Source organism: Phytobacter cepae (assembly GCF_054165735.1).
The window spans coordinates 1164911-1185832 of the sequence record NZ_CM135107.1; the positions used below are offsets into that span (position 1 = coordinate 1164911).

A 20922-nucleotide genomic window follows, 5' to 3' on the forward strand; every position below is an offset into this window, starting at 1 on the left:
GCGGGAGAGGGTAGGTCAGGTTTATTCAAACCGATGACAACAACCGTATCCTTTTCCTTCCAGCACCGTCCCTTCGTTCCCTATGCCCGTGATTATGCGCACGGGGAGAGCGAGCCGTGGCATCAGCATGACTGCGCGCAGTTGTTACATATCCTCAGCGGTGTGGTGCGTGTTGAGACCCGTTCTGGCTGTTGGGTGGTTCCACCGGGGCGTGGCGTTTGGTTACCGTCTGGCACGCAGCATGCTATTCGTGTGACCGGCGCGGTGGCGGCACGTACCCTGTTTATTGACCCTCTGGCGCGAGCGGATCTGCCGGCGTCATGTCAGATCGTGCAGATCACCCCGTTACTCCGTGAACTGATTATCGCCTCCTTTTCTTTGCCGGAAATTTATCGCCCTGGCAGCCGTGATGAACGTATTTATGAACTGGTGCTGGATGAAATTCGTGGTATGCAGGTGTTGCCTTTCTACCTGCCAGAGCCGGAGAACGATGGCCTGAAAAAGCTTTGTCAGCAGATTCGGGAAGAGATTGTGCAGCCCTGGAGCAGTGCGCAGGCGGCCAGGCTGATGGGTATGAGCGAAAAAACCCTGAATCGCCATTTCCAACGGCAGACGGCCTTAACCTTTAGTGAGTGGGTTCGTCGGGCAAAATTGATGGAGTCACTGGTGCGACTGGCGCAGGGGCATTCCGTGCTGCGTGTGGCCCTCGATCTTGGTTACGGCAGTCACAGCGCGTTTACCGCGATGTTTCGCCGGGTAATGGGGATATCACCCAGCGAATATTACCGTGAACCTGAGGATTAACGCCCGTTGTTCAATGCATTCAACAGTGCCTGTAACGATGCGCGAGCCACGTCATTATCGACTCCGACGCCCCAGTGACCGGATCCATCCGGGAAAAGACAGTGAATGTAAGCGACAGAGCGACTGTCGCTGCGCTCGCCAAGCGTATGTTCGTGATAATCCTTAATGCTGAACGGTTTATTCAGTAAATGACTCAGTGCGCTGGCTGCGGCCGAAAGTAGCCCGTTCCCTTGCCCTTCCAGTTGGCGTTCGATGCCCTCGTGGGTAAGCGTTGCCTGTAACCGTAACTGACCGTCCTTATGACTTTCGCTTTTGTAATTAACCAGCGCCATCGGCGGCTGCGCCATCAGCCCGTAGCGTTCCCGAAAGAGTTGCCACAACGCATTTTGCGTCATCTCCTGACCGTGCGTGTCGGTTTCGCGCTGGACGTGCTGGCTAAAATCCTGCTGCAAGGCACGGGGCAATTTTAACCCATGGTTTTGTTCAATCAGCCAGGCGCTGCCGCTTTTACCTGACTGGCTATTTACGCGGATCACGGCTTCATAGCTACAGCCAATATCTTGCGGATCGACCGGCAGATAGGGCATCTCCCAGCGGTCGCCAGCTTTGCGGGCATCAAAGCCTTTTTTGATAGCGTCCTGGTGCGAGCCGGAAAACGCCGTATAGGCCAGTCTTCCTGCCCATGGATGACGTGGATGTACGGGTAACTGGTTACAGCTTTCCACCACCTCAACCACCTGTTGCATGTTACTGAAGTCCAGCTCTGGTGAGACGCCCTGGCTGTAGAGATTCATGGCCAGCGTAACCAGGCAGACGTTCCCGGTGCGCTCGCCGTTACCAAAAAGACAGCCTTCGACACGATCCGCCCCCGCCAGCAGCGCAAGTTCCGCGCAGGCAACGCCGGTGCCGCGGTCGTTATGCGGATGTACGCTAATACAGACCGCTTCACGTCGGGTAAAGTGGCGACAAAAGTATTCAATCTGATCGGCATAGACATTCGGCGTATTCACTTCCACGGTGGCAGGCAGGTTAATGACCATTGGGCGTGAAACGCCAGGCTGCCAGACATCGGCCACCGCCTCACAAATCTCCAGCGCAAACTCGGGCTCGGTAAAACAGAAGGTTTCCGGCGAGTATTCGTATTGCCAGTGGGTCTGGGGATTCGCTTCACAGAGTTGCCGAATAAGCCTGGTCGAACGGACGGCAAGCGCAATGATATCGGCTTTTTCCATCCCGAATACCAACTTACGGAACAGCGGTGCGGTGGCGTTGTAAAGGTGGACGGTAGCGCTGTGGGCCCCTTTCAGTGATTCAAAGGTTCTGCGGATCAAGTCTTCCCTCGCCTGGGTGAGCACCTGAATAGTAACACTCTCAGGGATACGTTTTTCTTCAATCAACTGGCGAACAAAATTGAAATCAGTTTGTGAGGCAGAGGGAAAAGCCACTTCGATCTCTTTAAAGCCGCAGCTGAGCAGTAAATCCCAGAATTGTAGCTTTCGCGCACTGTCCATTGGCTCGGCCAGCGCCTGATTACCGTCGCGAAGGTCAGTAGAAAGCCAGCGGGGAGCCTGTGTTAATTGTTTGTCAGGCCAGCGGCGATCGGGTAAGGCAATCGGCTGATGAGGTTGATATTTTTGCGCGGGATTTTGCAGCATGACGTGCTCCTGTTGTTTTTTTCTATCGTGCGGGGAATTTCAGTGTGCTGCTTTAGCGAAACTGACAGAAGCTGTCGCGATTTAGACAATGATGCCCTAAAAGCGGGTAAATGTTTCCTGTTAATATAAAAGGTAATGACATAAACTTTTATTAAGTCTGGATAATTTTAAAAAAACTTATTGGCTTGAAGAATAAGTGTGGGTTATCAATATTTAAATTGAATAAAAACAATTGCGAGACACTTTTCATTTTTAATGCATTTAATCAGCTTGGGTTGTTATTTTTAAAATGGCGTGATACTTTTCGATTTTACGTCTTTTCATTTGAAACTTTTCAGGGCGTTATGCATTTATTCTTTGAATAAACTTTAAAAATGTAATGCAATAATGTGAGGTAATTATGCGGTCATTTCACTATGGATTGTGTTTGATTCTGTTTTCTTGTGAATTAACTGGATGTGCCCGTAATAAGCAGGCAGGTACGCCTCAGGTTCCTCAGGAGAAACACAAAGAGTTGCAATGGGTTCAGATAGTTACTGCACCACACTCCCTCGATAATCCAACCTTTAAGAAGTATCAGCAACAATTCAGTATTATTAATAATAACTACGAAATCTATAAAAAGAATCAATCTCTTATTGAAGGTAACTCAGCTGAAATTATCAAGCTCGAACTGAATAAGAAAGTCGATGTTGAGTGTGCTCGTGACCGTAGTGCCGTCTTCACGAGTATGGTGAAGCGTGCCAATGAACTGAATAAATTATGAAAAAACCATTGTCTATTCTCGTAATATTATTGTGGTCAGTCTTTCCTGGCAGTATTCATGCTGAAGCACAGTTATTAATAGATCACCTTAAACAAGAGGGAATGTTGATTCCTGAGTCCGGTGCGATCTTTAATAGTACAAGTGACGCGTCAGAAAATACCTCACCACCTTCTCCCCTCATTTTCTCTGGAGCACCGTCTGCCTCCGCGCCGGCGGGGCAAAACGTTACGCCAGCGCCACATTCAGACGTTGAGCCGTCATCAAATAAAGAGGTAATAAAACTCAAACGACAACTCAGCAAGGTGCGCAAGGAATTACAGACGATAACATATCAGTACCGTGCGCTGGCGGCAGCGCAGCCTCGCCCTGCAACGGAACTGGCTGCCTCTTTCCATGAAGAAAATAAACAGTTGCAGCAGCAATTGATGGCGGCAGAAAAGCAGATTACTGAAATTACCCGGCGCTATGAGAAGCAGGAAAAACAGTACGTAACGCAAATAGAAACGTTAAAAGCCGAAGTGGCCAGCCACGCACCGGTTGCCGCGCAAGCGGCTGGGGATAAATCTGCCTTTCAAGAGCTGAGGGCAGTGCTTGCCGCCAGGGATGCCGAGATTGCTCAATTAACCGCAACCTTATCCGCAGCTAAGAAACAGGGCAGTGAACGGGACAAAACGCTTGCGCAAATCAACACGGAGCATTCGCAATCAGCTAAGCGACTGGCAACGCTCGAAGCGGATCTTAAAACCGCCGCAGAGGCACTGGAAAAAGCAAAAGAACCTGCATTCTCTCTCAAGAAAAATCCCTCGGAGGAAATGCGCGTCAATTATGCCTCCGGCGTCTACTACGCGGCCAGGGCACGCTACGAAATGAAAGCAATTGAACAGGCAGGGGTTACGTTTTCTGCCAAAGCCCTACAGCAAGGGATTAAAGACAAGCTGAATGGCACATTGCAGCTTAGTGAAGAAGAGATCGGCAAAATACTGGCCAATATCGACCGCAAGGTAGCAGAAGTGCATGGCCGCGAGAGCGAAAGTAACCGGCAAAAAAGTGAACAGTTTGTCGCTCAGGCTGCGAAAAGAAAGGGGGCGGAACAAGCCATAAATGGCGTTGTCTATCAGGTCGTGAAGAAAGGCACTCTCCCCTTACTCTCTCCGGACGATGTGATTCGTTTTAGGCTGAACGAGAGAATCAGTACTGGAAAAATGATTTCGAAAGGTGAAATCCGTGCCGGGCAGGTCGGTAGGCTTCCCGATTTAATGCAGCAGGGTGTGCGGCGTTTGGGCGTCGGTGGGAAGATAAAAATCACCGTGCCATGGCAACTGGCGTATGGCGAACAGGGCATCCCCGGAACCGTACCGCCGGGAGTGGCTTCGGAACTGACCATTGAGGTCACAGGAATCAATAAATAGTTCGCATTAAAAAGCGCCTCCGGTCTGGAGGCGCTCATGGGTTATGCGTCTGTTACCCGATACTCAACGCAGTGTGCTTCATCAGGCTGAGGCACCTCGAGCTTACCCGACATGCGCAGAATAACCTCTTCCGGTACCGCATGCTGGCGATTGGCATTCTGCATTTTCCATTGCGGCCAGGGCACTTCCAGATAGACAATTTTTACCCTCGCACCGTAGGCCGTGAACAGGCTGATAAGCTGAGTTCGCAGCTGCCGGGTGATGTTAGTGGCATTCCAGACGAAGGGCGTTTTTTGCCGAAGCAATACACGCGCATCCTCTTTCGCTGCCTGGACAACGCGCCCGGTTGCGGTGCGATCGCCAGGGTTTACCCCCAGCCGCCTGCGAATATCATCCAGACTGATAACGGCCATGCCCTGGCAATGTTCACTGATATAGCGGTCTTTGCCCATGCCAGGTAAGGCGCTGAGCAACGTCACCTCAAATTGTTCACTCTCCCAGGGAACGAAATCTGCCGGGCTATTCTCGTGGGTCAGGTAGTGCCATCGCGCCGTGTCAGAAGCAAAAGGACGTGCTTGCCCCCAGCAGTGCTGCTCCTGACAAAACAGCTCGAACAAAGCAATACGGTCGAGCATCTCCTGCTTATCCTGGCAATGACGTCCTTCCATGTCGGCACGCGCGAGCAATGCCAACAGTCGGGTGTCAACGCGCATGGCGGCACTCAGCAGTAAGCGCTCCGGGGCAGGGCGTTCGAGCAGCCACAACGGGAGGCCGTGCAGGCGAACCAGCGCCGCAATTTGCTCACGCAGGGCAAAGGGGGTGGGGATATCACGCCATAAAATCTGCCTTGCGGTCAGTTCGCCTTTGCGCGCATGCCCTGGAGAGTGAATGCGTCCCTCTTCGTCCTGGTGGGTGGTACTGCGCTTTTCAACATCATGAAGAAGTGCTGCCGCCCACATCATCTCCTGCTGCTGAAGCGGGAGTTGCTGGTACGCATCCATCGCCGTTAAGGCATCAAGCACCATTCCGGTATGGATCCCCACGTCACCTTCTGCGTGATGGAGCGGATCCCCACGTCACCTTCTGCGTGATGGAGCGGATCCTGAGGCACCTGATGCATCTCATCCACCCAGCTAAATCGCTGGCGGAGTGCAGACCAGCGTTTGTCTTCACTCAGTTGCCAGATCATCGCGGGCCTCCTTGTGTAAACTCATAGGCCATGCGGGCTCGATGCCAGTTACGTTTCCAGTGTTCAGTGGTTTTCACGTGGTTTTTGCGCACAAACTTAAAGACATTATGAGCAAAATCCTCCACTGGAAATTCTTCGCTGTTGCGACTGACCACCCCTTCCAGGGTGCAGGGGGTACCGGTCTGGGTATCCCAGGGATCAAACGCCCCCTTGCCAGTCGTCAGGGCCAGAAATTCACGTTGCCAGCGCTTCTCATCGCTGCCAGGCTGCGGGCCTGCCAGTTCCGGTACGCAAGGGAAATCAAACAGGGCGGCGTAAAACTTCACCTCTTCCCAGCTCAACCACATATCCTTGCAGCGGACGGCGAACAGGAAGAAGTCCTGTTCCAGAGCGTGATACTCGATGGAGTGAACCGCGTAAAGATTCTCACCAAAGAGCTCGAGCTCGCCGAGATCGTTTTTCAGCAGCTGCCAGCGCTGGCGAATTTTGTGTGTCCATGCGGACTGGGTAGGCGCGGCATGAGAGCGCGCAAAAACGCCATGACGGTTCAGGCAGTTATTCTCACCGTCCAGCTTTTCCGTATGTACCAGCGAGGAGATCGCCTGCACATCGCGCCAGTAATCGGCGTTGATGCGGTCGTCGCTGGTGGTGCCTGGGGAGAAGGGATAGTGCCAGGTTCTCCCATATTTTCGTTGCGAATTCATGATAATCCATTATTTTTGTTTATTTATTGTTCGCCCGCGCGGCGTGCGAATACCGGGTTAAGTGAGTTGAATGATGTGAGGATGAAATTCACCCGCAAAGAGGGTGGACGACGTCAGAGGGATAACAACCTGAGCGCGTGGCTCAGAACCGGGTTAGGGTGAATGGAAGATTTCGGGGCGGGCGTAAAGATACACCCGTTATGATGATAAAACAACCACCTGCGGAAAAGGGTATAAAAAAGGGATCCGTAGATCCCTTCCAGTGACAATCATAAAGCTTAGTGCGCACCGCCTCCGCCGCCGCCGGTACCAAACGGTGGCCGGGCAAACCACACCAGTCCCAACAGCAGCAGGAACACGCCTGCCGACACCCAGAAAATCTCATTGGCGGAAATAATCAGCCCCTGACTGGTAATCTGTTGGGCAATCCAGCCTGACGCCTGCTGCTGTGACATCCCCATTCCCTGCAGCTGGTTATACATCTCCTGCGCGTTAGGATTATAGGGATTCACCGATTCCGTAAGCTGCGCATGGTGCATCGATTCACGGTTTGTCCAGAGCGTGGTGGTGATGGAGGTCCCAATCGAACCGGCCAGCGTACGGGCAAAATTCGACAGACTTGATGCTGCCGCCAGTCGCTCCGGTGGCAAGCCTGAGAGGGTAATGGTGGTCAGTGGCATAAAGAAGCAGGCCACCGCAAAGCCCTGAATAAACTGCGGCCACGCCGAGGCACCAAAATCCATCCCTGGCTCGAACGTGTATGCACGCCAGTAGAAGCAGACGGCATACATGATGAAGCTGAAGGTCACCAGACGGCGCATATCCAGCTTATGTGCGAAGCGGCCAATGATCGGCGACAGCAGTACCGGGATGATCCCGACCGGCGCTGACGCCAGCCCCGCCCAGGTCGCCGTGTAGCCGTATACCTCCTGCAACAGCTGCGGTAACAGCACAATCGCGCCGAAGTAGAGCATATAGGCGAGGCTGATACACAGACACCCGATAGTGAAGTTTCGCGACTTAAACAGGGATAAATCCACGATCGGGTTGTCGTCAGTCAGCTCCCAGACGATGAGGAAGCACAGAGACACCACCGCCACAATGGTGAGGATGATTATCTCTGTCGAGTTGAACCAGTCCAGCTCCTTGCCCTGGTCAAGCATCACCTGCAGACTACCGATGCCGAGCACTAACAGTGCGAGGCCTACACCATCGATGCGACGTTGCTCGGTCCGCGTTTCACGTCCGCGCAGGGATTGCAGCGTCAGCGCCACCACCAGGATACCAATGGGGACGTTGATGAAGAAGATCCAGCCCCAGTGGTAGTTATCGCTGATGTAGCCACCCAGAATCGGACCACAGATGGGTGCCACGATAACGGTCATCGACCAGAGCGCCAGCGCGATAGAGCGCTTGGCGGGAGGGTAGTTACTCAGCAACAGGCTTTGTGACAGAGGGATCAGCGGCCCGGCCACAATCCCCTGAATGACACGGAAGAAGATCAGCATATTCAGGCTGTTCGACACACCGCATGCCCATGAAGCAATGGCAAAGGCGACCGTTGACCAGAGGAACAGTTTGACCTCACCCACCCGTTTCGCCAGCCAGCCGGTGATGGGGATGGAAATGGCGTTGGCTACCCCGAACGAGGTGATGACCCAGGTGCCCTGGCTCAGCGACGAGCCAAGGTTACCCGCTATGGTCGGGATCGCCACGTTGGCAATGGTGGAATCCAGCACCTGCATGAAGGTCGCCAGTGAAAGCGCGATGGTCATAATGACCAGTTGCGCGCCTTCGAGCGGTTTTCTCTGTTGCATTTGCACCTCAGATTAACCCGCGTTGGCTTTGACGATCTCTTCGATCAAGGTGTTAACCGGTTCAAGGTTCAGCTCACGAGCGTTACTTTCGTAGGCCGGGCTGGTGCGTACCTGGCTTGCCAGCACCTGACCGTCACGCTGGGTGGTGTCGACAGACACCAGTGAGGAGAGACCGATACGCAGCGGATGTTCGCTCAGCTGTTTTTCATCCAGCTCGATACGTACCGGCAGTCGCTGCACAACCTTAATCCAGTTACCGGTGGCGTTCTGTGCAGGCAGCAGCGAGAAGGCGCTGCCGGTGCCCATATCCAGGCCCACCACTTTACCGGTGTACTTCACCTCATCGCCGTAAATGTCACTGATGACGGTTGCCGTCTGACCAATACGCATATGTGCCAGCTGGGTTTCTTTGAAGTTGGCATCGACCCACAGACCGGTGGCGGGAACTACGGCCATCAGCGCTGTCGTCGGGCTAATTTGCGCGCCAGGCTGAACCGCACGGCGGGATACATAGCCGGTGATCGGGCTGACAATTTTGGTTCGTTGCAGGGCAAGCCAGGCGTTACGTACCTCAGCGGCGGCCTGTTTTACGGTCGGCTGATCTTCCAGACGGGTATCCATGATCATCGCCTGATTGGCGTTGTACTGTTGGATAGCGACGTCCAGTTGCGCTTGCGCACTGGTGACGGCATCACGGGCGTGTTGCAGCTCTTCGCGACCAATCAAATTGGCGCTACCGAGCGGAACACGACGGTTAAAGTCAGTCTGGGCCTGAGCAAGTGCGGTTTTTTGCAGCTCAATACTCGCCTGCAACTGCTTGCTGTTGATCATCAACTGGCGGGTTTGACGCACGCTGGAGACCAGGGCGGTCTGGGCTTTTTCAAAAGCCTGCTGAGCATCGGTGGCATCCAGTGTCACCAGTACATCACCCTGTTTGACATAATCGGTGTTGTCAGCCCAGACTTTCGTCACGCTGCCCGAAACCTGCGCCATGATCTGAACCTGGTTCCCTGCCACGTAGGCGTCATCCGTCTCTTCGAAATGACGCACCACTAAAAACCAATAAATCCCATATGCCACGGCAATAACAATAAAGAGCAAGGTCAGCAGAAGAAGGGCGCCTTTGCGTTTGCCTTTCTTTTTGACCGGTTGCTGCGGGGTTGTACTCTCCGCATTTGCGCTCATGTTTTTCTCCACGATCTTATTTTTTTCTTATCGGCCATAGCCGACCGGTTTTGTCAGAAAGGCCAGCAGTTTTACGTGCCGGCCTGTCAGCATTCTTTTTATTAATCTGGATGGTCGGGCAGCGTCAGCCTTAGCGCAGCGCCTCTAAAATGGCACCGTCTTCGTCCATTTGATCAAGGCGTGTAAGAAGCTTGCGGGTGATGTTCTCGAGCTGACCCTTCTCGTCATTGCTCAAAGACGACCAGAGTTGATGCAGGCAATGATGCTGCGGAGGCAGTACCTGGCGTAAGAATTCATGGCCTTTGTCGGTCAGTTGCAGATGAAGACAGCGGCGGTCGTTGTTGCTTTCACGGCGTTCAATCCAGCCGCGTTTTTCCAGCTCGTCGGCAATACGGGTCGCGTTGGTGCGTGAGGACCCCAGCGCACTGCTCAGCTCAGAAGGCTGAATACTGTGATTTTCCTGCGACTCCAGGGTGATTAACGCCATAAACAGTGTTTCGTTAATCCCTTGAGCTTTCAGCATTTTATTGCGATTTTCCAGCAGTTTTCCCTGCATATGCATACACAGGCGAGTCAGCAGAATTTCCTGGAATGGGAAATCCTCGTAACGGCTGGCGCGGAATTTTAGCATTTGTTCAATGGGTGTAAACGAACTATCCATTTGGGCATAACCTCATTAATTGCAGTCGATATAGTAACGACAGTGACAAATAAAGTAAATGTATTATTTTGTGGAATACATTTGCTTTAGCTATGGAACTGTCAGCAGTTTCCAGGCGATTCCGTAAGCGAGGGCACTGAGTAACGTCGGAATGATGATGCTACGCGTTTTCCAGAAACTCAGTCCGAGAACGGCGAAGCCAATGATTGTCGGGAGCAGTCTACGGCTGTCATGGATCACCTCCGGTGCCGTTGATACCACCAGTAAGGCGCAGATAGACGCGATACCGATAGTGTCCAGTAACACGCCGGCCACGCCACGTTTGCCCGGGCGCGACTGCCCGGCGTGTAGCCTTAATGGCAGGTAGCGAAAGAGATAATTGACGCCGCCGACCAACAGCCCAAGCAGCAGGACATCCTCACGCATCGGGTGCCCCCTGATAAAACGCCTGCACCAGCGCCGTCAGGCAGCCGCACACAATACCGGCCATGATGGCAACAGGAATGGAAAATAACGTGACGCCTGCCAGCGCACCGAGCAGCGAGGCGGTGACGCTGAGGCTCTGATTACGCTGAAAAGAGGCCAGCAGGAAACTTAAAAACAGCGCCGGGAGCATGAAACCTAATGCGGATTCCACAGCCGGGTAACCGTCAAGCAGGCCATTACCCGAAAAAGCGCCGAGAACGGTACCGAAGACCCACGAGAGCCAGGCACAAAGCGCAATGCCCGCCATCCAGTTTTCACTCCAGCGGCGATTGTCGCGCACCAGTTTAGCGGTGGCGGCGGCAAAAACTTCATCGGTGAGGCCAAAGGCCCACAGCGCCGTTTTGGATTTTTTTAACGGTTGCAGGATGCGGCTACGCAGCGACGGGCCGTACAGGACGTGGCGCACGTCCATGGCCATCACGGTCAGTGCGGCAATCCACAGCGAACTGCCTGCGGCGAGCATGGCCGTAATAACAAACTGACTGGCACCGGCGTAGATGATGCAGGAGAAGAAGACGCTCTCAAGAGGCGTGAAGCCGAGTCGGGTGGCGTTCAGTCCGAACGCAAAAGCCACGGGAACGTAACTTAATACGATGGGGAGGCTATCTTTGAACCCTTCAATAAAGGTGGCACGTGAGGCGGGAACGGACTCCGTGGTTATATCTGAACTATCCATAGTCTGTGTTAAATATCACCCACGTTAAAATCACCGGGATAAATAGTGTATTAACCTTAACAGACTAAGGGGCGCCTTAACACCCCGGTTTTTTGGTGATCGCCGTCATCCTGAGCGCGATTTTATTCTGCGTTTGGCTGTCGGTGGTAGCCTCGCCACCAGACCAACAGGTTAAGGGCAGCGAAACTTCCGCCTGCTATGCTTACCCCTGTCCAGCCTGCGTGCTGCCATGCTGAAGCAGAAATTAACGATCCCGCCGCGCCACCAATAAAGTAACTGGTCATATAGCCTGCGGTGAGGCGGTTGCGGGCATCTGGTTTCAGGCGGTAAATCACGGTCTGATTTGTGATGTGTACGCCCTGTACGGTTAAATCCAGCACCAGAATCCCGACAATGAGCGCCAGGACTGAGCTTTGTCCCCAGGCAATCGCCAGCCAGGAGAGGAAAAGTAATCCCAGCGAGACGGTGGTGGTCAGATGGGCTTTCCCTTTGTCCGCCAGACCGCCAAAAGGACGTGCCCCCAGCGCGCCCGCTGCACCGACCAGACCAAACAGACCAATCACTCCCTCTGAGTAATTAAACGGCGGGGAGGCGAGCAGAAAGGCCATTGAGGTCCAGAGAATGCTGAAGTTGGCAAAAGAGAGGCAGCCCAGCATTGCGCGGGTGCGCAGCAGCTTTTCCTGCGCAAAAAGGCTAAAAATCGATCGCAGAAGCTGAGGATAATTCAGGTGGTTTTCCTGTTTGACCTTCGGCAGGCCGCGCCATAAGGCGATGGCCATTACCACCATCAGCAAGCTCGCGACCCAGTAAACCGTCCGCCAGCCGCCGAGACCCGCCAGCAGTCCGGCAACGGTTCGCGCCAGCAAAATGCCGAGCAGCAAGCCACTCATTATGGTACCGATGACTTTGCCCCGTTTTTCCGGTGCGGCAAGGGTGGCGGCCAACGGGACGAGGATTTGTGCCACGACGGAGAAAAGCCCCGTCAGCGCGGTCCCGAGAATCATCATCCACAGCGTGGAGCTGCTGGCCGTAATCAGCATGCCGCCTGCTGCCAGCAGGGTCATGGAGACGATAAGGCGTCTGCGCTCAAACATATCGCCCAGGGGAACGAGGAACAGCAGGCCTGCGGCATAACCGAGTTGGGCTGCGGTAACAATAAATCCGGCCTGGTTAGGAGAGAGCGAGAAGGCGCGGGCAATCGCGTCGAGCAGTGGCTGTGCGTAATAATTGCTGGCAACGGAGAGGCCGGTGGCGATGGACATGAGCGCGATCAGCGCCGGGCTAAGCCCTTGATGTTGTTTCGTCATTGTTCTCTGAATGATTCATTGGCTGATTATTTTTGTAGAAACCAATAATAACGAATGAAGAGAATAATGTGAGCGCGATCGCGTGTCAGATAGTGCGGTTAAGAATTTGTGCGGTTTATTGCCCTTATCCTGGCTATCTCCCTCAAGGGTGAGGGATCCCAGTAATACAACGCGTTACAACTCCCTCTCCTCTCTGGGGAGAGGGCAGGGGTGAGGGGAAACATGCAGCTCTGAGGGTCATTCCGTTCACCTTATGTTCCTTGCTTTTATGTAGCGACAGAACCGGTGAACGTGCCAGGGTGGCTCACCGCCACCACCCTGGCGACCCGGGCTCCCGGCCAGGAAAATCGCCGCTGGCGCGGTCCACTGCGCATATTCCTTCAGGCTTATCGGGGACGGGCGAAGGTAACGTCCGTGTAAAGTCGCCCTCGCCGCGCATCCCTGCGCGGCGCCCCGGCCTTACGGATACGCTTCGTCGATTTTCAGCCGGACCCAGTCATCGCGGTGACCGTTTTATTCTCATGACGCCGTGTTATCGCGGCAAAATATGAGGGAGAAAAGCACTGACAAACCGCACTAAACGGTCCCCTCTCCACGGGGAGAGGGAGGAAACCGAGCGAGGGGCGACTAAAAAGCCAACCCCTTACTTCTGGGCGGCTAGCGCTTCTTTCACCCAGCCATCAAACTGCTGCTGGTGCGCTTTGATCCAGCCATCAACATGACCCTGGACATCGGCTTCTGACGATTTACCGGCGTGCATCATGGCGTTCTGCGCATTGATGTCAGCCAGCGGCAGTTTCATCACTGAGAACAGTTTTGCCGCCGCCGGGTTTTTCTCGGCCCAGGCTTTGTTGGCCACAATGTGCATGGTGTTAACCGGGAAACCATAGTTCATGCCGTTCGGCAGTTTGGTATCGATATCTTTTTGCTCACCCGGCAGAGATGAGAACGGCACCTGCAGCCAGACCACATCTTTACCCGGTTTCATCACATCGCTCACCCAGTAAGGGGTCCAGGTGTAATAGAGCACCGGTTTGCCTTCTTTAAAGCGGGTGATGGTGTCGGCCATCATCGCCGAATAGTTACCGTGGCTGACGGTTACCGTTTTCGCCAGATCAAAAGCGTCGTTCTGATGGTTGATGACCGCTTCACAGCCCCAGCCAGGCGAACAGCCCATCATGTCGGCTTTGCCATCGCCGTTGGTATCAAAGATTTTGGCAATTTTCGGATCTTTGAGCTGCGCAATATTGGTGATGTGGTACTGCTCGGCGGTTTTTTTGTCGATCAGGTAACCTTGTGCCGCGCCGGTCACATAGGTGCCTTCACGATAGAATTTCTTATCACCGCCTGCCGCAGCGTACATGTCGTCATGCAGCGGTTGCCAGTTGACGGCGGTAAAGGTCACGTCGCCTGCGGCCATAGAGGTGTAACCGACGTTGTAATCCACTTCGCTGGGTTTGTTTACGGTGTAGCCGAGCTTTTCCAGCCCGCGGCTGACCAGCAGCGTCTGGAATGCTTCTTCAGAGATGGTGCTCTGGAACGGTTGAACGGTAATGCCTTTGCCGGGCAGGTCGGCCGCAAATGTGCTGGTGGAGACGAGGGTGGCAAACGCTGTGGCGAGAATAAGGTTCTGTCGCATCGTTGTTATTCCTTCAATTTTAGGTAGGACTCAGTAGGCCCGGAGCGCGTGTCTCCGGGCGAGCTACATCGTTACTTAGTGAATGGGCGAGTGATCAACCCGAGCGGGCCGGTGCTGTACCAGCGACGATTGCCCCTGCTGCGGGCATCGCGACCCATCGCCTGCGTCAGGCGGTCGAGGATGATGGCGAGGATAACAATCCCGACGCCACCGACGGTTGCCAGCCCCATATCGAGACGGCCAATACCGCGAAGTACCATCTGGCCAAGTCCACCGACGGCGATCATCGATGCGATCACTACCATGGAGAGGGCAAGCATAAGCGTCTGGTTGATCCCCGCCATAATGGTGGGCATGGCCAGTGGTAACTGTACTTTGAACAGCATCTGGCGCGGGCTGGCACCAAATGAACGTGATGCTTCAATCAAATCTTCCGGCACCTGGTTAATACCCAGAATGGTCAGACGAACCACCGGTGGCAGGGCGAAGATAATCGTCACCACCACACCCGGCACGTTGCCAATACCGAATAGCATAACTATCGGCACCAGGTAGACAAACGCGGGCGTTGTCTGCATGGCATCCAGCAGAGGGCGAATAATCTTCGCCGCCCGCTCGCTGCGTGCCAGCCAGATGCCAAGCGGCAAGCCGATGATGATGCAAAACAGCAGGGCGGTCAGCACCAATGCCAGCGTGACCATGGCCTGCGACCAGGCGCCAATGGCACCAATCGCTATCAACGAGATCAGCGTGGCAACGCCCATCCCGACGCTGCTGATCTGCCAGGCAATCAACGAGAAGATAATAATGGCCACCGGCGCAGGCATTCCCAGCAGCAACTGCTGGAAGGCGCTCAGGATGTAATCCACGGGCACACGAATCCCCTGGAACACCGGACGGAAATGGGTGACGACCCAATCGATCCCTTCGGTGACCCAGCTATCAAGTGGGATCAGCGTCTTATGGAACGGATCCATGATATTAAAATGTTCTGGCGCCGGTGCCGGAGCGCTGTTCAGCCAGTCCGCACTGCCACCGTCGGTGGGTGCTGGTGCGGATGATGAGCCCCATGCGTCCGCCGATTGTGCCGCGCTGTCTGTTGCGGGTGCGCTATCCCATGGGTTGTTTTGATCAGCCATTGTTTGCCCCCTCGCGATCTAAAGCCTGTAGCAGCATGCGTTTCGAGATGATGCCGACGTACTGTTGTTCTTCTCCCACTACCGGTACCGCGCAGGGTGCCTGGCCAACATGTGAGAGCAACTCGCTAAGTGGCGTTTCTGCTTCCACCGCGAGCGGGGAATCGATGAGCGCCGCATCGATTCCCTGGTTTTGGCTTAGCGCCGTTTTCAGAGAATCGATGGAGACAATGCCGACAAATTTATTGCCGCGTTCAATGACATAACCGTATTCGCGGTCTTCATCCTGCAACATTTTCAGCGCCGAGCGCGGACCAAAACCTGGGGTTCGACGAATAAGGCCAACCGGTGTACGACGGGCAATATCTTTCGCGCTAAACACCTGGCTAATATCCACGCCACGGAAGAAGGTTCGCACATAATCATTCGCCGGATTATTCAGTATTTCATCCGGCGTCCCGACCTGGACGACTTCACCGTTTTGCATAATGGCAATCCGATCGCCAATACGCATTGCTTCATCGAGATCGTGGGAAATAAAGACCACGGTACGTTGATGACGCGACTGTAATTTCACCAGTTCATCCTGCATCTCGGTACGAATTAATGGGTCGAGTGCCGAGAAGGCTTCATCCATTAATAAGATGTCAGGGTTGATGGCTAATGCGCGGGCCAGACCGACACGTTGCCGCATACCGCCAGAGAGTTCATCCGGATAAGCATGGGCATAATTCTCAAGCCCAACCTGACGCAATGCATCTAATGCTTTTTCCTGACGCTCACTGGCGCTGGCACCCGCTAATTCCATACCGAACGCAGCGTTATTTAACACTGTCATATGCGGCATCAGGGCGAATGACTGGAAGACCATCGCAATCTTTTTCCTGCGCACCTCGCGAAGCTCAGCATCTGATATTTTGGCAATATCCACGCCATCAATCAGTACCTGTCCGCGGGTGGGTTCAATCAGGCGATTGAGAAGGCGTACCATTGTGGACTTACCCGAACCGGATAATCCCATGATGACAAATATCTCGCCTTCTTCAATGGCCAGACTGGCGTCTTTAACGCCAAGCGATAGCCCTGTTTTTTCCAGAATTTGTTCTTTCGAAAGTCCTTTTTCAATATATTTGAAAGCCCGCTGCGGATGCTCACCAAATACTTTATAGAGATTCTTAACTTCTAATTTAATTGCCATGCAATAAAACGTTTCCTGTTATTTATTTATGTCGATATGTTACCTGATGCAAATAATTGACCGCGTATACCCTAACATACTGAGATTCTGTGACAACCCTCGAAACTGCCATTGACGTAATTTGACAAAACGAAAATGCCGAGAATTTCCCGTGAGATAAGGGCTGAGCGGTGGTTGAATTTTTGTGGGATTTTTCGTATTCGCTGCTGAAATTACGGTGCGATGATGGTGATTGTGGGTGAATATGACGAAAGAATGACGGAAGAAATATTACGGAATGTTTGTGGTGAGTGAGCGGGAATAATATTGAACAATGTGCGGATATTTCCCCTCACCCTAACCCTCTCCCCCCAGGGGAGAGGGGACTGTCCGAGCTCGTACTCTTTGTGGGGATCCTTCAGTTCCAACGGGGCGAGGGGACCGGATCGGTGCCGGTTAGATAAGCCGGGTACGGTCTGTTTTTCTCCCTCTCCCCTGGGGAGAGGGCCGGGGAGAGGGGAGACGGGCGGCTCAGAAATCCCAGTCTTCATCCTCGGTTTCCACCGCTTTGCCCATCACGTAAGACGAGCCGGAGCCGGAGAAGAAGTCGTGGTTTTCATCCGCACCCGGTGAGAGGGCGGCAAGGATTGCCGGATTCACTTCCGCCATTTCTGCCGGGAACAGCGGCTCATAACCCAGGTTCATCAGCGCCTTGTTGGCGTTGTAGCACAGGAAGGCTTTCACATCCTCGGCCCAACCCGAATCCGCATATAAATCCTCGGTATAGGTCACTTCGTTGTCGTAGAGATCCATCATCAACTCCAGCGCAAAGTTCTTCAGCTCTTCACGCTTTTCACTGCTGACTTTTTCCAGTCCTTTCTGGTACTTATAGCCAATGTAATAGCCGTGCACCGCTTCATCGCGAATGATCAAACGAATCAGGTCTGCGGTATTTGTCAGCTTGCCGCGACTGGACCAGTACATCGGCAGCCAGAAGCCGGAATAGAACAAAAACGACTCCAGAAACACGCTGGCAATTTTCTTTTTCAGCGGATCGTCGTCACGGTAATACGCCAGGATCAGCTGGGCTTTACGCTGTAATGCACTGTTCTCTTCACTCCAGGCGTAGGCTGCATCCACGTCTTTCGTCTGGCAAAGCGTGGAGAAAATCGAACTGTAAGAGCGCGCATGGACCGCTTCCATAAAGCTGACGTTCGACAGCACCGCCTCTTCATGGGGTGTGAGCGCATCGGCCATTAATGTCGGCGCGCCTACCGTGTTCTGAATAGTGTCCAGCAGCGTCAGCCCGGTGAAAACGCGGATTGTCAGCTGCTGTTCCGCATGGCTCAGCGTCTGCCAGGCGGGGATATCGTTCGACAGCGGCACCTTTTCAGGCAGCCAGAAGTTACTGGTCAGGCGGTTCCAGACCTCAAGATCTTTATCATCCTGAATCTTGTTCCAGTTGACTGCGCTCACGCGTGACAGTGGTTTCATCCTTATCTCCTTATAGCGCGCAGGACACGCAGCCCTCAATTTCAGTACCTTCCAGTGCCAGCTGGCGCAGGCGGATGTAGTACAACGTCTTGATGCCTTTCTTCCACGCATAAATCTGCGCTTTATTAATGTCGCGCGTGGTGGCGGTGTCCGGGAAGAACAACGTCAATGACAACCCCTGATCCACATGACGCGTGGCCTCAGCGTAGGTGTCGATGATTTTCTCTGGCCCGATTTCATAAGCATCCTGATAGAACGCCAGATTTTCATTGGTCATAAACGGGGCAGGGTAGTAAACGCGCCCGGTTTTGCCTTCCTTGCGAATCTCAATTTTCGACACAATCGGGTGAATGCTCGAGGTGGCGTGATTGATGTAAGAAATAGACCCGGTGGGCGGCACCGCCTGCAGGTTCTGGTTATAGATGCCGTGGCGCATCACGTTCTCACGCAGTTGCTCCCACATACTGCGGTCAGGGATGGTGATGCCGCTGCGGGCAAAGAGCGCACGGACTTTCTCGGTTTTCGGCTGCCAGTCCTTTTCCAGGTACTGATTGAAATACTCCCCGCTGGCATAGCGCGACTGCTCAAAGCCGGCAAAACGCTGATTGCGCTCGCGGGCCATCATCATTGAGGTGTTCAACGCATGCCAGGTGATGGTGTAGAAATAGAAGTTGGTAAAATCCAGCCCCGCTTCACTGCCGTAGGCAATCCCTTCACGCGCCAGATAGCCATGCAGGTTCATCTGCCCAAGGCCGATGGCGTGAGACGCGGCGTTGCCCGCTTCCACCGAAGGGACTGAACGGATATGACTCATGTTCGAGACCGCACTCAGACCACGAACGGCGGTTTCCACTGTACGGCCAAAGTCAGGCGAATCCATGGTATGGGCGATATTCAGCGAGCCGAGGTTACAGGAGATATCATGACCGATATCCACGTAATCGAGGTTCTCATCCAGCGTGGACGGGCTGTTCACCTGCAAAATCTCAGAACACAGGTTGCTCATATTAATGCGCCCGGCAATCGGGTTGGCGCGGTTCACCGTATCTTCAAACATGATGTACGGGTAACCCGATTCGAACTGGATCTCCGCCAGCGTCTGGAAGAAATCGCGGGCATTAATGTATTTTTTGCGCACCCTGTCGTCGGCAACCAGTTGCTCATACATCTCGCTCACGGCGATATCGCCAAACGGCTTACCGTACAGACGTTCCACGTCATAAGGCGAAAACAGCGCCATCTCGGCATTGTCTTTTGCCAGACGGAAGGTAATGTCCGGGATCACTACGCCCAGTGAGAGCGTCTTGATTCGAATTTTTTCGTCAGCGTTTTCACGTTTAGTGTCGAGGAAACGCAAAATATCCGGATGGTGTGCGTTGAGATAAACGGCGCCCGCGCCCTGACGCGCACCCAGTTGGTTTGCATAAGAGAAGGCATCTTCCAGCATTTTCATCACCGGAATGACGCCCGATGACTGGTTCTCAATGCGCTTAATCGGTGCGCCTGACTCACGCAGGTTGGAGAGCAGAAATGCCACGCCACCGCCGCGTTTGGAGAGCTGCAGGGCGGAGTTCACCGAGCGACCGATGGATTCCATATTGTCTTCAATACGCAGCAGGAAGCAGGAGACCAGCTCACCGCGCTGTTTCTTGCCGCAGTTGAGGAAGGTCGGCGTCGCAGGCTGGAAGCGACCGGCCAGCATCTCATCGGTTAACTGGCGTGCCAGCGCGTTGTCGCCCTGCGCGAGCGTAAGGGCGACCATGCAAACCCGGTCTTCAAAGTGCTCAAGATAGCGTTTACCGTCGAACGTTTTTAGGGTGTAACTGGTGTAGTACTTCCACGCGCCCAGGAAGGTCTGAAAGCGAAAGCCGCTGGCGTGCGCATGGGCAAACAGGTCGACCACGAAAGCGCGGTCATAACGCGCCAGCACGCTTTCGTCGTAATACTCTTCCTGCACCAGATAAGTGAGGCGTGCATCCTGGCTGCTGAAGCTTACGGTGTTGGGTAGCACATGGTTTTTGTGGAACGCATCAACGGCCTGATGATCTTTATCGAACTGAATGTGCCCTGCTTTATCGTACAGGTTCAGCATCGCGTTCAATGCATGGTAATCGGGCGCGGATGCGGTCACACGCTCTGGGGTTGTCGTTGCCAAAATTCGCTCACTCCTTTACGCACGTTTTCAATGTCCTGTTGGGTGCCCATCAGCTCGAAACGATAGAGATACGGCACGCTGCATTTCTGCGAGACCACATCCCCCGCCCGTCCATAGGCTTCACCGAAGTTACGGTTGCCTGAGGCAATCACTCCGCGAATCAACGCGCGGTTTTGCGGATCGTTCAGAAAGCGGATGACCTGTCGGGGGACGGCGCCTGCCGTTCCTCCCCCGCCATAGCTGGGCACCACCAGGATGTAAGGTTCGTCTACCTGAATACGCTCACGTTCATTGAGCGGGATCCGTGTTGCCGGCAGTCCCAGCCGTTCGATGAACCGCTGCGTATTCTCTGAGCTACTGGAGAAGTAGACGAGCTGGCTCATGCGCTGGCGACGTGCGGCGCAGGCTGCAGGCGGTTAATCATGTCGGGGCGAAAACCAGACCACTGGGTTTCACCTGCAACAACGACCGGTAACTGACGAAAACCCATGGCACGCAGCGTTTCAGCCGCATCCGGCACCAGGTCTACGTTCACCATCTCAAACTCAAAACCACGACTTTCCATTGCGCGTTTCGTGGCGTGGCACTGCACACAATCGTTTTTAGTGTAAATGGTAATGCGCATGATTCGTATTTCCGATTAGAATGAAGGTACGGCGCGA

Annotated in this window: 18 protein-coding genes and 1 pseudogene; 3 read left to right on the forward strand and 16 right to left on the reverse strand. The window is 53.9% G+C overall.

From position 1 onward, the window contains the following. The first annotated feature begins 33 nt into the window (after nt 1-33). The gene (locus ACUY4Q_RS05505) at nt 34-804 is read left to right on the forward strand and encodes an AraC family transcriptional regulator (RefSeq protein ID WP_458046069.1); all 771 of its coding nucleotides are present in this window, start codon (nt 34-36) and stop codon (nt 802-804) included. Here ACUY4Q_RS05505 and leuA read toward each other — a convergent pair. Next, nucleotides 801-2459, reverse strand: a complete 1659-nt coding sequence (leuA, locus tag ACUY4Q_RS05510) for a 2-isopropylmalate synthase (RefSeq protein ID WP_458046070.1) — start codon at nt 2457-2459, stop codon at nt 801-803. The two genes, ACUY4Q_RS05505 and leuA, sit on opposite strands and share 4 nt — an antisense overlap. Before the next feature lie 427 nt (nt 2460-2886). Between leuA and ACUY4Q_RS05515 the strand changes: the two genes are divergently transcribed. Both ACUY4Q_RS05515 and ACUY4Q_RS05520 read left to right on the forward strand, forming a co-directional pair. Next, nucleotides 2887-3225 (forward strand): YuaE family lipoprotein, encoded by a 339-nt coding sequence (locus ACUY4Q_RS05515; protein ID WP_458046071.1) that lies wholly within the window; start codon nt 2887-2889, stop codon nt 3223-3225. Next, nucleotides 3222-4634: an FKBP-type peptidyl-prolyl cis-trans isomerase gene (locus tag ACUY4Q_RS05520; RefSeq protein ID WP_458046072.1), complete on the forward strand. Its 1413-nt coding sequence runs from the start codon at nt 3222-3224 to the stop codon at nt 4632-4634. Before ACUY4Q_RS05515 ends, ACUY4Q_RS05520 begins: the two co-directional genes overlap by 4 nt. 41 nt (nt 4635-4675) lie before the next feature. Here the strand turns inward: ACUY4Q_RS05520 and ACUY4Q_RS05525 are convergent. The 15 genes and pseudogenes from ACUY4Q_RS05525 to nrdH all read right to left on the reverse strand — a co-directional run bounded on the left by ACUY4Q_RS05525 (nt 4676) and on the right by nrdH (nt 20885). Continuing rightward, a pseudogene (locus ACUY4Q_RS05525) lies at nt 4676-5823 on the reverse strand (AAA family ATPase). Further along, a complete protein-coding gene (locus tag ACUY4Q_RS05530) occupies nt 5820-6527 on the reverse strand; it encodes an RNA ligase family protein (protein ID WP_458046073.1) in 708 nt (235 codons plus the stop codon). Before ACUY4Q_RS05530 ends, ACUY4Q_RS05525 begins: the two are co-directional and overlap by 4 nt. 278 nt (nt 6528-6805) lie before the next feature. Next, nucleotides 6806-8344, reverse strand: coding sequence for a multidrug efflux MFS transporter permease subunit EmrB (emrB, locus tag ACUY4Q_RS05535; RefSeq protein ID WP_458046074.1), 1539 nt, complete (start codon nt 8342-8344; stop codon nt 6806-6808). A 12-nt stretch (nt 8345-8356) separates the two neighbouring features. Next, nucleotides 8357-9529, reverse strand: coding sequence for a multidrug efflux MFS transporter periplasmic adaptor subunit EmrA (gene emrA, locus ACUY4Q_RS05540; protein WP_458046075.1), 1173 nt, complete (start codon nt 9527-9529; stop codon nt 8357-8359). Nucleotides 9530-9659: 130 nt separating this feature from the next. Beyond that, nucleotides 9660-10190 (reverse strand): transcriptional repressor MprA, encoded by a 531-nt coding sequence (mprA, locus tag ACUY4Q_RS05545; RefSeq protein WP_458046076.1) that lies wholly within the window; start codon nt 10188-10190, stop codon nt 9660-9662. Nucleotides 10191-10280: 90 nt separating this feature from the next. Then, on the reverse strand, nt 10281-10616 hold the full coding sequence (ygaH, locus tag ACUY4Q_RS05550) for an L-valine transporter subunit YgaH (protein WP_458046077.1): 336 nt from the start codon (nt 10614-10616) through the stop codon (nt 10281-10283). Then, nucleotides 10609-11352, reverse strand: coding sequence for an AzlC family ABC transporter permease (locus ACUY4Q_RS05555; protein ID WP_458046078.1), 744 nt, complete (start codon nt 11350-11352; stop codon nt 10609-10611). The genes ygaH and ACUY4Q_RS05555 overlap by 8 nt, the downstream gene beginning before the upstream one ends. A gap of 122 nt (nt 11353-11474) precedes the next feature. Next, nucleotides 11475-12659 (reverse strand): MFS transporter, encoded by a 1185-nt coding sequence (locus ACUY4Q_RS05560; RefSeq protein ID WP_458046079.1) that lies wholly within the window; start codon nt 12657-12659, stop codon nt 11475-11477. A gap of 643 nt (nt 12660-13302) precedes the next feature. Beyond that, complete coding sequence (gene proX / locus ACUY4Q_RS05565; protein ID WP_458046080.1) at nt 13303-14298, reverse strand: glycine betaine/L-proline ABC transporter substrate-binding protein ProX; 996 nt, start codon at nt 14296-14298, stop codon at nt 13303-13305. 71 nt (nt 14299-14369) lie between these two features. Then, entirely contained in the window at nt 14370-15437 is a 1068-nt protein-coding gene (proW, locus tag ACUY4Q_RS05570; RefSeq protein ID WP_458046081.1) for a glycine betaine/L-proline ABC transporter permease ProW, read from the reverse strand. Continuing rightward, a complete protein-coding gene (proV, locus tag ACUY4Q_RS05575) occupies nt 15430-16632 on the reverse strand; it encodes a glycine betaine/L-proline ABC transporter ATP-binding protein ProV (protein ID WP_458046082.1) in 1203 nt (400 codons plus the stop codon). The genes proW and proV overlap by 8 nt, the downstream gene beginning before the upstream one ends. Nucleotides 16633-17142: 510 nt before the next feature. Further along, a complete protein-coding gene (gene nrdF, locus ACUY4Q_RS05580) occupies nt 17143-18105 on the reverse strand; it encodes a class 1b ribonucleoside-diphosphate reductase subunit beta (RefSeq protein WP_458046083.1) in 963 nt (320 codons plus the stop codon). Nucleotides 18106-18115: 10 nt separating this feature from the next. Next, on the reverse strand, nt 18116-20260 hold the full coding sequence (gene nrdE / locus ACUY4Q_RS05585; protein WP_458046084.1) for a class 1b ribonucleoside-diphosphate reductase subunit alpha: 2145 nt from the start codon (nt 20258-20260) through the stop codon (nt 18116-18118). Next, nucleotides 20233-20643, reverse strand: coding sequence for a class Ib ribonucleoside-diphosphate reductase assembly flavoprotein NrdI (gene nrdI / locus ACUY4Q_RS05590; RefSeq protein WP_458046085.1), 411 nt, complete (start codon nt 20641-20643; stop codon nt 20233-20235). The genes nrdE and nrdI overlap by 28 nt, the downstream gene beginning before the upstream one ends. After that, nucleotides 20640-20885, reverse strand: coding sequence for a glutaredoxin-like protein NrdH (gene nrdH / locus ACUY4Q_RS05595; RefSeq protein WP_458046086.1), 246 nt, complete (start codon nt 20883-20885; stop codon nt 20640-20642). Before nrdH ends, nrdI begins: the two co-directional genes overlap by 4 nt. Nucleotides 20886-20922 lie beyond the last annotated feature (37 nt).

Bases quoted from the DNA above. Each gene is read 5' to 3' on its own strand.
- proV (WP_458046082.1), bottom strand. From the start codon at position 16,632: ATGGCAATTAAATTAGAAGTTAAGAATCTCTATAAAGTATTTGGTGAG.
- ACUY4Q_RS05530 (WP_458046073.1), bottom strand. From the start codon at position 6,527: ATGAATTCGCAACGAAAATATGGGAGAACCTGGCACTATCCCTTCTCC.
- nrdI (WP_458046085.1), bottom strand. From the start codon at position 20,643: ATGAGCCAGCTCGTCTACTTCTCCAGTAGCTCAGAGAATACGCAGCGG.
- nrdF (WP_458046083.1), bottom strand. From the start codon at position 18,105: ATGAAACCACTGTCACGCGTGAGCGCAGTCAACTGGAACAAGATTCAG.
- emrA (WP_458046075.1), bottom strand. From the start codon at position 9,529: ATGAGCGCAAATGCGGAGAGTACAACCCCGCAGCAACCGGTCAAAAAG.
- leuA (WP_458046070.1), bottom strand. From the start codon at position 2,459: ATGCTGCAAAATCCCGCGCAAAAATATCAACCTCATCAGCCGATTGCC.
- ACUY4Q_RS05560 (WP_458046079.1), bottom strand. From the start codon at position 12,659: ATGACGAAACAACATCAAGGGCTTAGCCCGGCGCTGATCGCGCTCATG.
- ygaH (WP_458046077.1), bottom strand. From the start codon at position 10,616: ATGCGTGAGGATGTCCTGCTGCTTGGGCTGTTGGTCGGCGGCGTCAAT.
- ACUY4Q_RS05520 (WP_458046072.1), top strand. From the start codon at position 3,222: ATGAAAAAACCATTGTCTATTCTCGTAATATTATTGTGGTCAGTCTTT.
- proX (WP_458046080.1), bottom strand. From the start codon at position 14,298: ATGCGACAGAACCTTATTCTCGCCACAGCGTTTGCCACCCTCGTCTCC.
- emrB (WP_458046074.1), bottom strand. From the start codon at position 8,344: ATGCAACAGAGAAAACCGCTCGAAGGCGCGCAACTGGTCATTATGACC.
- mprA (WP_458046076.1), bottom strand. From the start codon at position 10,190: ATGGATAGTTCGTTTACACCCATTGAACAAATGCTAAAATTCCGCGCC.
- nrdH (WP_458046086.1), bottom strand. From the start codon at position 20,885: ATGCGCATTACCATTTACACTAAAAACGATTGTGTGCAGTGCCACGCC.
- ACUY4Q_RS05505 (WP_458046069.1), top strand. From the start codon at position 34: ATGACAACAACCGTATCCTTTTCCTTCCAGCACCGTCCCTTCGTTCCC.
- proW (WP_458046081.1), bottom strand. From the start codon at position 15,437: ATGGCTGATCAAAACAACCCATGGGATAGCGCACCCGCAACAGACAGC.
- ACUY4Q_RS05555 (WP_458046078.1), bottom strand. From the start codon at position 11,352: ATGGATAGTTCAGATATAACCACGGAGTCCGTTCCCGCCTCACGTGCC.